The sequence below is a fragment of the Picosynechococcus sp. PCC 11901 genome, assembly GCF_005577135.1.
Lineage (GTDB): Bacteria > Cyanobacteriota > Cyanobacteriia > Cyanobacteriales > MRBY01 > MRBY01.
The window spans coordinates 2,277,463-2,291,599 of record NZ_CP040360.1 but is presented as its reverse complement, the minus strand read 5'-3'; the positions used below and the strand labels follow the sequence as shown (position 1 = coordinate 2,291,599).

The following is a 14,137-nucleotide window of genomic DNA, read 5'->3' as shown; positions in this document are numbered from 1 at the left end:
TCAAAAATTAAGAGGGCGTCGGTTGAGACTCCAGGTAGCGTAGAAATTCTAGCAACTCATCATCGGATAACAATTGGCGCGATCGCTTGCCATAGGTTTCTAGCAAGTAAGTGCGGCCCTGCTCACTAGACCAGCGCAAGCGCTTAAGCTCCACATCGGTGCGGGCAATAATCTCAGAAAAATCTAACGCATCTGTCGAGCTGCCTGCCGACCCTAAATCTAAGCTCGTATCAGGTGTCGCTTGGGGCTGATTTAGGGGGATTTCGGGAGTCTGGTCTACGACCGGCGCCGGAGATGGCAAGGGTAAATCATTTTGATGGCTCGGTATTGAGACTGGATTTGTCGGGGTTGCAACCGTTGGTGTGGAGGCAGCCATGACAGGTGCTGGTTTTGCAGAGACGACCGGGGCTGCTGGAGGAGATTGAACGGGCATGGTCTGCTTCGCGGGGGCTGGTGCCGGAATTGCCCCAGATCCCAAAAGATTTAACGCCCGGATTCTTGCTTGATCCTCCGCCTGTTCCACAGAGGGGGCTGCCGCCAAACCACTGGCGAGTTTTTTCCCTTCCAATTCCACCACAACCCGCACAATAAACTGGCCATGTTCAATGGCTGCCAGTTCACTGATTAAGCCCCCGTAGGGATAACGCTGCCGAAAAATCTCTGGTGTCATGGAACGCAATAGGAAAAATTTGACTCAATTTATTAGTTGAGTGCAATTGTACCCTTATTCTTCCTGATTCAGGGCAATTTGGTGGTGAATTCCCTAGAGGCCATGGAGAGAATTCCCTTGACAGGGTACAATATCGAAAAAGCATTGTGACAAGATAGTCAACACATACGTCTAGTGGCTTGGTCATTTAGATTTTGCCCTTGTCCCAGCCGCGATTGTATCGGACGATCCTCCTTTAATCACATTGCTTGTTTTTCCGTCGGGTTTGCTTAGCCACAGGCAGTCCCTGCTCTTTTCCTGAAACACGTCTTTTTGGGTCAGTTTCAGAACCAAGTCCCCGCCATAGCCGTTTCCTAAACGTAATGACCTCTAGAAGGGTTGGTGTGGGAGCTCCCCTGTTCGATGTTTGCTCAAGTTTTTCGACTGTGTACTTGCGAACTTGTCATTTCCTGAGGTGTTATCGGCCTCGCCCCCATTAGGCTTTGTTTCTTTTGTGAAACGGGCCATCCTTTCGGAAAGGGCATTGTTTTGATCAGTCAACCTTGGGGTTCCTGGGGAATTTGTGGCGTTTCCCATCAGAAATACAGGTCTGTTGACTGTCTAGGTTTAATGATAGCGACAAACAACAGACTGATACTGCTTTTCTGGTGGACTGTTGTCGTTTCACTTTACTTTCTAACGAAAAGGATAGTTTTGCATGGATTTTTCAATCGCCACACTGCTGTCTTTCTTTACAGATGACAAATTGGTTGCCGGTAAATTCCTCGAAAAGAAATTAGAGTGTCGCTCTGAGGAAGATACAGAACAGCTCCAGATTATTCTTGATGCCCTAGAGCGCTCGAATATTTTGGTGAAGGAACGGGGTAAATACCGCCGGGTGCCGGAAGCGGATGTGGTCGAGGCAAAGCTACGGTGTTCGAGTAAGGGTTTTTGTTTTGCGATCCAGGATTCTGAGGATGCTGATGATATTTATATCCGGGAAAGTTATCTCAGTAATGCTTGGAATGGCGATCGCGTTTTAGTCAAAATCATCAAAGAAGGAACGCGGCGGCGATCGCCAGAGGGAGTAGTCCGTTTAATTTTAGAACGGGCCAATCCTTCCCTCCTAGCGCGGGTGGTCCAAAAAGACGAAGGCTTCCGGGCAGTGCCCCTTGACGATCGCCTTTTGTTTGAACTTGAACTCCAGGACGAAACAGATCGGCTCCAGCAGGCCATTGATCACCTCGTCCATGTTTCGGTGGTGCAATATCCCATTGCCCAGTACCTCCCCCAGGGGTCTGTCACCAAGGTGTTGGGGAGTGATGCCGAGGCCGCCGCTGACACCGATATTGTCTGTTGTAAACATGATTTACTGCGCCAATTTCCCGAGGAGGTTTTGGCTGCCGTTAAAGACATTCCCACAAAACTAACCAAAAAAATGCTCGCCAAGCGGCGGGATTTTCGCGACCAATTGACCATCACCATCGAGGATGAAATTCACCTCACCCCAGAAAACCAAGCCTTCATTGAAAATGCATTTACGCTCCAAAAAACTGAAGCTGGACAGTGGCAACTGGGCATCCACTTAGCGGACGTGGCAGAATTCGTTCCGGCCCAGGGTGTTTTGGATCGGTGGGCGAAAAAACACGGCACGGCAGTGTTTCTCGGTCAAATGACCATTCCGCTATTTCCGCCAGAATTTAAGGAAAAGGTGGAGCTTCGTCCTGGGGGCGATCGCCTGACGATGTCCATTCTCCTCACCTTTGATGACCAGGGGAACGTGGCAGAATTTGAAATTACCCCCAGTGTGATCCGCGTTGACCAGAGCCTGAGTTACCAAAAGATTCAGCATCTCCTCAGTAGTGGGGAAACCGCAGAGGCTGAACTGGCCGATGTGGCAACCCTGCTGAATGATTTAATTTTTAACCTCAGTCCTTTAGTCAAAGCCCAGCGCCTGCAACGGGGCGGTTTCCAGATTTCTCTACCCGAAGTAACTTCTGCTTTTAAAGATGAAGGGCGTTTCGGGACGATGATTGTTTCACCGAGCTTGCCGGTGCGGTCTCTCTTGGCAGAGGTGATGATCCTGGCGGGTCGAGCCGTAGCCCAACATATGCTGGCCCTAGAACTGCCAGCCATCTATTGCTACCAAGCGAATCCTGATTTTGAGAGCCTTGAAAATCTCATTAAGTTGGGCAATAATCTGAACCTGAAGCTCAAGCTCGAATCGGAAGAGGAGCTGTTGCCCCACGATTATCAGCACTTTATCCAAGAGTTTAGCCAGACGGACATGACAAAGATCCTGAACTATCTGCTTCAGGAAACCCTCGATGTTCCCCGCTATGGTGCCCATCCCCACCCCCATTTTGGTCTGGCCTACCGGGACGGTTATAGCCGTGTCTGTGCACCGGGACAACGCTATGGTGACTTGGTGATGCAGCGCATTTTAAAACTCATTTTCTCTGAGGGGCGCGATCGCCGTTCGAGTCGCGTCAAGGTCGGGGTTAACCTCGGCAGCAGCACTTGTCATAACCAGGTGAACTGGAAAGTGCTACCAACGCCGATCCAAACGGAATTAGAAGAAACCATTGCCAGCCTAATTTTGCAACTCAACGACCAAGAGAAGGTGGCCGATGACGCCGAAAAAGATCTCCAGGGACTCCAAAAGGCTGAAAAGATGAAAGCCCACACGGGGCACACTTTTAAGGGATTGATCACCGGGGTGCAGTCCTATGGTTTCTTTGTGGAAATTGAGGATCTGCTCGTGGAAGGTCTTGTCCATGTCAGTTCCCTCAAGGATGACTGGTACGAATATCGCGCCCGACACAGTTGTCTAGTGGGTCGGAAAAATCGCACTGCCTATCGCCTCGGCAATACCGTCGATGTGGAAGTGAAGAGTGTCGATTATTATCGGCAACAGATTGATCTGGCGATCGCCAAAAATACCAATTCAGACCCAGATGACGCGGTTGCGGAAAATTGGGAAGAAGAATAATCACCTGTCTATGACTCAACTGACGGGGGAAGCGTTAAATGCTTCCCTCTTTTTTTGTGACGATACGGCCCCCGGTGGCCTAGGGCATCCACTCCAGGAAAAAAACCACCTTACTTTCCTTTGCCGCACTCGAATTATGTTTTTGAATTTCCGTCGCCGCCCGCCAGTGGGACGTGAAGGCATAGCCGGCCCCTAGGGTCGTGATCCCCATTTCCTCTGGGGTCGCTAAGTTAACAAACTGTTGACTCAGGCTAATGGTCGAGGCCCCAGAGCGCGACAAATTAAGCTGCAACTTGGCGCCCACCTCTAGGCCTTCCCGTTCGTAATCTGGGCCAGAAAAGGATTGATAGCCGAGACTAGGGGCAATATTAAAGCGGTTGCCGAGGGGGAGTAAATAATAGTTGGCACGGGCGGCCACCTGGGTGCGATCGCCACTAAACAGGGTGTGACCTTCGGCACTGAGGGTCAGGGGAAAATCGGGTTTTACAAAAATATCTTCAACGCCGACACTGATGCCCCCCTGGTGATCATTGCTGGGAAATTGGGCATACCCAAGCCGCCAGCGGGTCTGAAAACTCGGTTCGTGGCGAATGCTATGGAGCACATCGGGAATCCCTTCTTCGCTCCATCGTTGCAGTACGGGGCTATTGTCAAAGGTTTCTGGGGGCAAATCAAGTTGCTCTGGGGTGAGGGTTTGGGCTAGACCTAGAGGGGCAAAGGCGATCGCCAAACTATTGGCCAGCACAACGTTCTGTAATCCGTTTCTCAAGGTTAATGCTCCCCACCACAACAAATCTTTTTCCTATCCTAGACTATCCCGCAAACAGATCGAGGGGGAAATGGCCATAGGTACCAGCAAGTTCCGGTTCAGGGGATTGCAGCGCCACTAAAACGCCCCGATACTGCCCCACATAGTCATCGAGGTAATGGCTCATTTTTTGAGTATTGAATTTTAAATACACCGGGCGATCGCCCCATTCGCCTGGATCAATGGTGATCGCCGCATCGTGGCCTAAACCCCGGAGATACTGCTGCACCGTTATTGTGGCGACGGCAACGTTATCCGCGCAGATGCCAATATTTTCCCAGTCCGCCGCCTGACAAGCCAAACGCAAATTTTGCCGGAGGGTTTCCCGTTCGGCTTCTGATTCTCGGACGGGGGTAGTCACACAGCTTTTTTGCTGCAAAAGGGCGATCGCCGCCGTCAACTCTGGGGAGATACTCATCGGTTATGTCACAAAATAGGCTCGATTTAGCCTAGCAGACTCCTTGGGGCTAGATCCATTCTCCATCTTCATCGGGGTCTACCCTAGGGGAAGCTTCCTCTTCGGAAGTGTAGGGGGGCGTCAAAATTCGATAGTCAGCATCATAGACAGTACCCGTTTCATCTGACGCTTTGGCAGGCTTTGCAGACGGTTTTGGGGCCGGTGGCTTTGGCATCGCAGCTTCTGGGCCAGGACTAGGACGGGGACGCTGGGGTTTCGGTTGGGGACGAATCTGCGGTTCTCCTTCACCACCTGTCTGGGGCGGCTGGGGACGGGTCGGCTGTTGGGGAGGTGATTCAATGTCCCAGGTTTCTTCGTCCTGGGTTTCTAGTTCCTTGTCAGTCCAATCATAATTGGCGCGGCTCCGTTCCCAATCGGAACGACCAGTGCGGCGATCGGGCTGGCGAGGGGGACGTTGTTTCAGGCGTTCAAGGCGAGGATTCGGGCGATCGCCCCGATTATTAGGACTAGGATTTGTCCCTTTTAAAAAAAGCTGCAAAAGCAAACTCAGGAGCAACCCAAGCAAGACCGCTGCGATAAACCAAATACTGAGGGGCAACTGCCAGGGAACGGTGCGATTAAATAAAACGAGACCCAGCGCCTGACTATTTTGCAGCAGCAGAACCGCTCCACCCCCAAAGCAGAGTAGCAACAACAATAACAGTGGCGACCTAGACTCCATATAGAAATAAAACCTAAAATTGGCGGCGATCGCCTAGGGCGTTTCCGGATTTTCGGTGGGAGACTGGGCCGGAGTTGTCGTGCCAGTGCGTGCCAAAGCCTCGTCCACTTGGGCTAAGAGATCCTTAAGCACCTGTTCATCCGGATATAACTCCACCAACCGTTGCAAATGGGGACGTGCCCCTGCTAAATCCCCCAGGGCTAAACGGGCTTGTACCAAACCTTGCAGCGCATTTGTATTGTCTGGCTCCCGTTCTAAAACGGCTAGAAATCCGGCTTCTTGTTGCTTCAGTTGAGCTTCTTGATCCGCCTGGGGATTCCGAGCCACTTCGGTTGTCGGTTGTCGCACGCTATCAATGATGCCCCCGATCACTGGCACCATCGCAGTTCCCGCAAAGGAGCCTGCACCAATAAACAGGATCACTTTTGTCCAAAATTTCTGTTTCTTTTGCTTCGCTTCAACGGCTTTATCAGAAAAAAGAGGCATGGGTTGAGGGGGATGACTTAAAAATCCTATCTATTTTAGCCCATGGCCATGGGAGTTCTAGAAAATGGGATTTAATGGGAAAGGCTGCCATTTCCCGAAGTTTTTTAACCCTTGCTCTATGTCTGCTTCTAAGTCTCCAGCCCCTTTATTGGCCTACTTCACCGCTTTTTTTTACATTCTCTTTAGCCTCATTCCCGATAGCCATAGCATGATGGTGGCCTGGTCATGGGTGTTTGTGTGGCAGGTGGGTCTGTTCTGTCCTTTGTTGTGGTTTTTGGTGCAGCTATGGGATAACCGCCGCCTTTATCTGTTGGGCAACGGGTTTGATCAGGGTCTAATTGCAATTTTAGTCAGCTTGGGGATTTCCACCCTGGGGGCAGAGTTTCCCCAGCAAGCCCGCTGGCAAGCCTGGGCCTGTTTAGGGTTTATCGCCGCGCTCTATCCCATTAGTCGTTGGCTGAATAGTGTAACTGGTCGTTATCGATTATTTTTGGGGCAAGGATATTTAAGTTTGGCCTTCGTTGCTTTTAGTTTGGCGCTGTGGCTGAGTCGGACATTTTTACCGGAAATTGAGCGGCTCCGGGATTTGGGTGTTGATGGGGCGGTGCAACAGTTTGATTTTTCGCTGCTGGAACTGCGTAACTGGGCTCCCTTGGGTCACCAAAATTATGTGGCCGGTTATCTCATTCTTTGTTTACCGACCCTCCTGGGCTTGGCGATTTTACATCGGGATTGGCGGCGCTGGCTTTGGCTGACGGGGGTGGTAATTGGGGCGGTAGATCTCTATACCACGAGCTCTCGGGGGGGGTGGCTTGGGTTGGCGATCGCCTCGGTGGTGGCCTTCGGGTTTGCCTGGGGGTTTAGTCAGATTCGCAAATTTTATTTACTGCTGGCGGGGATTATTTCCATGGGGGTTTTAGGGATTTTTGTGCTGACCAATAACCGCCTCTACAATCTCGTGGTGCCGATTTTGCAGGGGGAATTTGGGGAATTAAATTACCGTTGGGTCAATGCCCAGGTGGGTGGGGCCATGGGTCTCGACCATTGGTGGACGGGGGCTGGTTTAGGAAATGCGTTCTTGTTGTATCAAAATTACCGCCCAATCACAGCGGGTCGCCTTTCGGAAATTATTTATCAACTCCACAGTACCCCGGTGCAACTCTGGGCGGAAATGGGCATCTGGGGCTTGGGTTTGTTCTTTGGTTCGATTGTTTTTCTGGGGGTGATCCTCTGGCGACTGCGGGGCCGTGTTAAAGGGATGGCACGGGAAGACCGCATTTTGTTAGGCAGTATTTACACCGGGCTAGTTGGCTATTGGGCCTTGAGTTGGACGGATTACCAACTGGATAATGTGGCCATTAGCGGCATCATTACAATTCTGGTGGCCCTGCTCGCGGCGATCGCCCGTCAAGATCAACCCCAAATATCTCTCCCGTCCCAACCAAACCCAGAAAAATTTTTAGGAAAACCCCGTCTCGTCGCCCTCGGTCTAGTGGGGATTTACGGCGCTGTGGCCATCTGGTTAGCACCGATCCAAGCCGCCTGGGAGCGATCCAGCACTGGATTTTTAGCATTGCGCCAGGAAACCCCTGATTATGACCGTTTTGTGGAAAATTTGACCGCCGCCCATGACCTCGCTCCCTGGGAACCTTACTATTCTTATCAGTTGGGTTGGAACCTCGGTGAATTAGCTCTCCAGACCACAGACTTAGAACAACGGCAACGCTATCTCCAGGAGGCAATCCAGTGGTTTGACCAGGGCAACCAAGCGTCTCCCTACCGGGAATTTGGCCGCAGCAACGTGGCCTGGCTCCACATCGCCAACAATGAACCCAATCTAGCAACGGCGGAATTTTACCAATCGGCCCAGCTTGTGCCCGCGAAACGAGGCATTTTCTACGGGTTGGGGTTAAGTTTGTTGGCCCAGGACAAAACAGATCTTGCGATCAAGGCGATCGCCTTAGAAATTCTTCGTGATCCCCCATTTATCACCAGTCCCATTTGGCGAGGCGGGGGCTTGGGAGAGCTTTATCCAGCGGTGGTGGCGCGGGTGATGGGTCACTACGAACAGCTACTGGCGCAATATCCCGATGATCCGTTGTTACATCGCTGTCGGGGTGGCATCGCCTGGTGGATTGGGGATTTTGCCCTGGCCGAAACGGAATTTCGGCAATATTTCGACGCCACGGCCCTCAGTTTACTCCCCGGTCGGGAGGCCCTGGGTCAGGAAACGGCGATCGCCCTGTTGCAAGCCACCTGGGAAAACCCAGAAAAACGCTTAGAACTCCTAGAGGAAGCCTGGGCTAAGGTTTCGCCCCAACAGCCCCTCACCGACCAACAACGGCAAGAATTTTTAGCCACCATGGCCAATAGTCCAGATTTTGCCACTTGGATCCGCGTCGGTGCCCCAGTCCTCCAGTACCGTCGCCAGCGCAGTGGGTTTAATGTGAACAGTCGCCACATTGACGGGGACAATCCCACGGATTTTTGGACGGTAAGCGAAAACCTCGCAATTAACACCTGGTTCGGCGAATTTTTCCCGTCTGTTGTCTATGAACCTCGGTTTGACTTGCAATTACAACCCCTCAGGGACAGTCTTTATGCCGCTTTTGAAACAAACGCTAACCCCTAAAAATTGAGCCAATTACTCAGGCCAGCGGGTAACGGCAAGAAAATTAACGCCACAAAAACCAGGGTAAACATTCCCAACAGGTCGCGGCGATTGTCCAAATCCGTCACATCGTTAAGGGCGGGCTGGTTCGCGATAGGCATCAGCAGGGCGAAAATCGCCAGAAAGAGAAAATTCGGCTGCACAAAGGCGATCGCAATCATACAAATCCTTGTCACCTGGGCAATAATGCTCGCCGTCCGCTGGCCGAAAACGGCATGGGTCATCAAACCACCATCCAATTGACCGATGGGTAAGAGTTGCAAGCCCCCCAACATCAGGGCCACATAACCGGCGATCGCCACCGGGTGTAAATCCAGGGCCATGTCCGGGGTGAACTGATTTCCTAGGGCCAAACGGCTCATCAGTCCCAGGAGGAGAGAAAACCTTGGATTAAATTCATTAAAGGCCAACAGCGTTGATTCCTCCGGCAAGGGCACCACTTGGGACAAGCCCAGGCCCACCCACAAACAAGGCAGGGTCAGGATCATCCCCACCCAAGAGCCCGCCACCGCAAAATCAAACAAAGCTTGGCGATGGGGAATGGGGGATTTCCGCTGGGTATAGGCCCCCAGGGTACCGATAAAGAAGGGAATCGGGACGAAATAGGGGAGCGTCGTTTTAATTTTGTAATAGGCCGCCGCACCGTAATGGCCCAGTTCATGGCAACCGAGAATTGCGACTAACAGCAGACCATAGGGTAAGCCCTGCCAAAGCATACTCGGATTCTGTTGGATCACCTCCGGGGCGACCCCCTGCAATTCCAAACCCATCACGGTGGTAGTAAATAAAGTAATTAACACCAAGGCGATCGCCAAATCTGGGCGCGTTAGGGGTTCCTCTTTGGTTTGGGATTGTTGGGCTGCTTTCCAAGGGTTGGGAACAAGGGCAAAAAACGGTTGACCCCGCAGACTTTCTTGGAAGACCACAATAAAGCGATCGCCAAAGAGCTGTTCGATATTATCCCGAATCGTTTGGTAGGCTTCCTGGGGGACCGCCCGCAACTTGCCCCGACAGAGGATCGCCTGGGGATAGTAGTCAATATTCTGAAGATAATAGACCCCCCAAGGAAAACAATCCCGGAGTGCTTTTTCCTCCTTGGTACTGATCGGGCGGAGCTTAGAGCCTTCCTTTTTCAGGGCAGCAGCTTGGTCTAATTTTTCTAAATCTAGGCTTGGGGTCTGGGGTGCAGCGGGTGGCGGGCTGGGATTCGCAGATTCGTCCGGTTTAGGTTTACCCCAGTCCAACAAACTCCAATACATAAACGGCGAAAGGATTAACAGTGGCAACATCAGCAACAAGGGCATCGGCTGGGTCGCCCCAAAAATTAAAATCCAGACTAGCCAGGCGGAAGCAGGCAACATCATCACCAGCCAGAGTAAGCTTAATGGTGCTTTATTTTCTGGTGGTACAGTGCGGCGGATGAGGGCGTAGGTCAACACCCCCATAACGAAGAAAAGCAGCCAAACTTCCATGAACTTTCAATTGAATCCTTACTAGAAAATGTGTGGCACAAGCAAAATGATTGCCCCTGCTTTGTGGCGATCGCCCCTAGAGAGAAAATTGTCGAAACCTCACCCCAATGCAACAATGGTAGCGACTGTTTAACATTTCAACATGAGTAGGGACTCCCCCCGTGCAGACTCCCCCCAAACCGCCCCGCAAACTTTTTGAAGACATCTACGCCTTTGCCCCTAATCGAGAAACCCTCGGTGGCACAGCCTACTTTATCGCAAAAGCCGGTGGTGGTCTGTTGGTTGATTGTCCCCCTTGGCACCCAGAAACCCTCAACTTTTTGCAGGCCCAGGGCGGCGTCAAAACCCTCTACATCACCCAGCGGGCCGCCATCAGTAACCAAGTCGCGAAAATTCAACAGGCCCTCGGTTGTGCGATTGTGATCCAAGAGCAAGAAGCCTACCTGATACCAGAGGCTGACGTGACGCCCTTTCGGGATAATTGGCAGGATGGTGATTTTCGCGGCATTTGGACACCCGGATTTTCCCCTGGTGCTTCCTGTCTCTATTATGGCCAATGGGGAGGCTGTCTGTTCACGGGGCGGCATCTCCTCCCCAACCAAAAGGGTGAAATTCTCGCCCTGCGCACCGCCAAAACTTTCCACTGGGGCCGCCAACTCAAAGGCATCGAAAAGTTAATCGAAACGTTTAAAAATCAGCCCCTAGAATATCTGCTGCCCGCTGCGAATACGGGTTTTCTCCGGGGGACAGGTTATCTAGCGGGGGCCTACCCCCAATTACAACAGGCGATCGCCTTGTCCCAGGCCCAACCCCTTGTCCATCTCTAAAGCGGCCAATCTTAGTGAAATTAACCAAGGGGCGATCGCCCTCTGCTGGTGGCTCCCATCTCAGGCAATGCGACTATATAATAAAGGCTATGTGGGAAATCATTGCCCGGCCTCACCCAACGGTCATCAAGGTCTGCCCCTGATTTTTCCCCAGTTTTTTTCCTGTTCATCCCCCAAAACATTAGCATCGAGCTTCCATGGTTCAATCAACTACCTCCTATCAACACCTTTCTAGCCAAGCCGTCCCCTACAGCTATTCCATGGGTGGGACGGTGGTGCCGATGGTTGTCGAACAATCTGGCATGGGAGAACGGGCCTTCGATATTTACTCCCGTCTCCTGCGGGAACGGATTGTGTTCCTCGGTACCGCCATTGATGACACCGTTGCTGACTCTGTGGTGGCCCAGTTGCTCTTTTTAGACGCTGAGGATGCCGACAAAGACATCCAACTCTACATCAACTCCCCCGGTGGTTCTGTTTACGCAGGAATGGCGATTTACGACACCATGCAACAGATTCGCCCCAATGTGGTGACCATTTGCTACGGCATCGCTGCCAGTATGGGCGCTTTTCTCCTATCAGGGGGCACCAAGGGTAAGCGGATGGCCCTGCCCAGTTCTCGGATTATGATTCACCAACCCCTCGGTGGTGCCCAAGGCCAAGCGGTGGATATCGAGATTCAAGCTAAGGAAATCCTCTACATCAAAGATAAATTAAATACGTTGATCGCCGATCATACGGGTCAACCCTTTGATAAGGTGGCAGAAGATACCGAGCGGGACTTCTATATGTCCGCCGAAGAGGCTTGCCAGTATGGTTTGATCGACCAAGTGATCGCCCCGAACGCCGCTTAACCCCATCGCTCACGTTATCCAGAGGCCCTACTCCAAAACCCATGTCTAAATACGACTCCCATCTCAAATGTTCCTTTTGTGGTAAGTCCCAAGAACAGGTTAGAAAGCTCATTGCTGGGCCAGGGGTCTATATTTGTGACGAATGTGTCGAGCTGTGTAATGAAATCCTCGATGAGGAGCTGATGGAAAATGCAGCGGGCATGGGGATGGGGCGATCGCCTGAAAAAAATCCCCCCAAGGCTCCCCCCGAAAAAATCAACTTTGAAGACATTCCCAAACCCAGGGAAATTAAGCATTACCTCGATGAACATGTCATCGGCCAGGATGAAGCGAAAAAAGTCCTTTCCGTGGCTGTCTACAACCATTACAAGCGCCTGAGTTTGATGGAAGATGACGACGCTGATCCCGTCGCCGATGGCATCGAACTTCACAAATCCAATATTCTTTTGATCGGGCCAACGGGCTGTGGTAAAACCCTCCTCGCCCAGACCCTCGCGAAGATCCTTGATGTGCCCTTTGCCGTCGCCGATGCCACGACCCTCACCGAGGCGGGCTATGTGGGCGAAGATGTCGAAAATATTTTGCTGCGCCTCTTGCAGGTGGCCGATCTCGATGTGGCCGAAGCCCAGCGGGGGATTATCTACATTGACGAAATCGATAAAATTGCCCGCAAAAGTGAAAACCCCTCCATTACCCGTGATGTGTCCGGGGAAGGGGTACAACAGGCCCTGTTGAAAATGCTGGAGGGTACCGTCGCCAACGTGCCCCCCCAGGGAGGCCGAAAGCACCCGTACCAAGATTGCATTCAAATTGATACCCGCAATATTTTATTTATTTGTGGTGGAGCCTTTGTCGGTCTCGATAAGGTGATTGAGCGGCGGGTCGGCAAAAAAAGTATGGGCTTTGTGCGGCCCGGGGAAGAAGGTAGTGCCAAGGAACAACGTACCGCTGAATTGCTCCAGCATCTTTCTCCGGAGGATCTCGTTAAGTACGGGATGATTCCAGAGTTTATCGGGCGGATTCCGGTGATTGCGTCCCTCAGTCCCCTCGATGAGGAAGCGCTAGTTGAAATTTTGACCCAGCCGAAAAATGCCCTCGTCAAGCAATACAAAAAACTCCTGAAGATGGACAGTGTGCAGTTGGAGTTTGAACCGACCGCTATCCGGGCGATCGCCCAGGAAGCTTACCGCCGCAAAACCGGGGCTAGGGCGCTCCGGGGCATTGTCGAAGAATTGATGCTCGATGTGATGTACGAACTGCCTTCCCGTAAGGATGTCAACCGCTGCACGATTACACCGGAAATGGTCGAAAAACGCTCTACGGCTGAACTCCTACTTCATCCGTCCTCCTTACCCAAACCAGAATCTGCTTAGGGCCAATGGCGATCGCCCAGGTGCGGGGAGTCCCCCACTATTACGAATGGATTTGTTGCGGGGGCTGCGATCTTCCCAAACCAGTGATGTTATTTGTCCACGGTTGGGGCGGGTCGAGCCATTATTGGCGCAACACTGCCACGGCCTTCAGTGAATTTTTCCATTGTCTGATCTATGACCTGCGGGGCTTTGGTCGTTCTGAGCTCCCCGTCGATTACAGTGGTGACTATGCCCTAGACGATTATGCTCTGGATCTAGAAGTACTGCTGCGGCAGTTAGACATCAACAGCCCAATTATTCTCAATGCCCATTCCATGGGGGCTTCCATCGGGGCAATTTTTGCGGCGCAGTTTCCCCAACGCCTAGACCGGGCCATTTTGAACTGCAACGGGATTTTTGAATATGATGCCCGCGCCTTTGGGACGTTTCAGAAAATTGCTGGCACCATTGTGCGCTTACGGTTTCCGTGGTTGCGTCAGGTACCGGGGCTGGATCGGTTGGCGATCGCCCGTTTTTTGCAGCAACCAATTGCACCCACAGAGCGGCGGCAATTCCTGGAAGATTTTTTGAGCGCTGATAATCGTGCCGCCGCTGGCACCCTGCTGGCCTCGGTGAATGAAATGATGGTGACCCGCTTGCCCCAGGCGTTTCGCAATATCCAATGTCCGACCCTGTTCCTCGCCGGGGAAAAAGATCAAATCATTCCGGCGGCCATGGCCAAAAAGGCGATCGCCTTAAACCCAAACTTTCGATACATTGAAATTCCCCAGGTGGGACACTTCCCCATGCTCGAAAATCCCCACCTCTACCAAGCCGAAATCCAGCAATTTCTCAGGGACAAATTTCCCGGATAGTATTTATTCTTG

At 52.0% G+C, this 14,137-nt stretch carries 12 protein-coding genes; 6 read left to right on the top strand and 6 right to left on the bottom strand.

Features of this window, described 5'->3' with window-relative positions; genetic code table 11:
* Window positions 1-7 precede the first annotated feature (7 nt).
* Window positions 8-670 (bottom strand): slr1353 family protein, encoded by a 663-nt coding sequence (locus tag FEK30_RS12015; protein ID WP_099238584.1) that lies wholly within the window; start codon window positions 668-670, stop codon window positions 8-10.
* Between the two features lie 697 nt (window positions 671-1,367).
* Here FEK30_RS12015 and FEK30_RS12010 point away from each other — a divergent pair.
* Window positions 1,368-3,641: a ribonuclease R family protein gene (locus tag FEK30_RS12010; protein WP_138073316.1), complete on the top strand. Its 2,274-nt coding sequence runs from the start codon at window positions 1,368-1,370 to the stop codon at window positions 3,639-3,641.
* Window positions 3,642-3,720: 79 nt separating this feature from the next.
* On the opposite strand, the gene FEK30_RS12005 is transcribed toward FEK30_RS12010, so the two are convergent.
* Genes FEK30_RS12005 through FEK30_RS11990 form a run of 4 tightly spaced genes read right to left on the bottom strand, consistent with a single transcriptional unit; the run spans window position 3,721 to window position 6,074 of the window.
* A complete protein-coding gene (locus tag FEK30_RS12005; RefSeq protein ID WP_255447876.1) occupies window positions 3,721-4,410 on the bottom strand; it encodes a hypothetical protein in 690 nt (229 codons plus the stop codon).
* A 43-nt stretch (window positions 4,411-4,453) separates the two neighbouring features.
* Window positions 4,454-4,867: a DUF1824 family protein gene (locus FEK30_RS12000; protein ID WP_138073315.1), complete on the bottom strand. Its 414-nt coding sequence runs from the start codon at window positions 4,865-4,867 to the stop codon at window positions 4,454-4,456.
* A 49-nt stretch (window positions 4,868-4,916) separates the two neighbouring features.
* Window positions 4,917-5,588, bottom strand: a complete 672-nt coding sequence (locus FEK30_RS11995) for a hypothetical protein (RefSeq protein WP_138073314.1) — start codon at window positions 5,586-5,588, stop codon at window positions 4,917-4,919.
* A 33-nt stretch (window positions 5,589-5,621) separates the two neighbouring features.
* Window positions 5,622-6,074, bottom strand: a complete 453-nt coding sequence (locus FEK30_RS11990; protein ID WP_045442532.1) for a tetratricopeptide repeat protein — start codon at window positions 6,072-6,074, stop codon at window positions 5,622-5,624.
* Window positions 6,075-6,192: 118 nt separating this feature from the next.
* On the opposite strand from FEK30_RS11990, the gene FEK30_RS11985 reads away from it, so the two are divergent.
* Window positions 6,193-8,706, top strand: a complete 2,514-nt coding sequence (locus tag FEK30_RS11985) for an O-antigen ligase family protein (RefSeq protein ID WP_255447875.1) — start codon at window positions 6,193-6,195, stop codon at window positions 8,704-8,706.
* On the opposite strand, the gene FEK30_RS11980 is transcribed toward FEK30_RS11985, so the two are convergent.
* A complete protein-coding gene (locus FEK30_RS11980) occupies window positions 8,703-10,217 on the bottom strand; it encodes a site-2 protease family protein (RefSeq protein WP_138073312.1) in 1,515 nt (504 codons plus the stop codon). The two genes, FEK30_RS11985 and FEK30_RS11980, sit on opposite strands and share 4 nt — an antisense overlap.
* 161 nt (window positions 10,218-10,378) lie before the next feature.
* Between FEK30_RS11980 and FEK30_RS11975 the strand changes: the two genes are divergently transcribed.
* The 4 genes from FEK30_RS11975 (at window position 10,379) to FEK30_RS11960 (ending at window position 14,125) form a co-directional block, all read left to right on the top strand.
* Window positions 10,379-11,044, top strand: a complete 666-nt coding sequence (locus FEK30_RS11975) for an MBL fold metallo-hydrolase (protein ID WP_138073311.1) — start codon at window positions 10,379-10,381, stop codon at window positions 11,042-11,044.
* 197 nt (window positions 11,045-11,241) lie between these two features.
* On the top strand, window positions 11,242-11,898 hold the full coding sequence (gene clpP, locus FEK30_RS11970; RefSeq protein ID WP_030008130.1) for an ATP-dependent Clp endopeptidase proteolytic subunit ClpP: 657 nt from the start codon (window positions 11,242-11,244) through the stop codon (window positions 11,896-11,898).
* Window positions 11,899-11,939: 41 nt separating this feature from the next.
* Window positions 11,940-13,271, top strand: a complete 1,332-nt coding sequence (clpX, locus tag FEK30_RS11965) for an ATP-dependent protease ATP-binding subunit ClpX (RefSeq protein ID WP_012307148.1) — start codon at window positions 11,940-11,942, stop codon at window positions 13,269-13,271.
* A gap of 5 nt (window positions 13,272-13,276) precedes the next feature.
* Window positions 13,277-14,125 carry an alpha/beta fold hydrolase gene (locus FEK30_RS11960; protein ID WP_138073310.1) on the top strand — a complete coding sequence of 283 codons (849 nt, stop codon included), beginning with the start codon at window positions 13,277-13,279 and terminating at the stop codon, window positions 14,123-14,125.
* The last annotated feature ends 12 nt before the right edge of the window (window positions 14,126-14,137 follow it).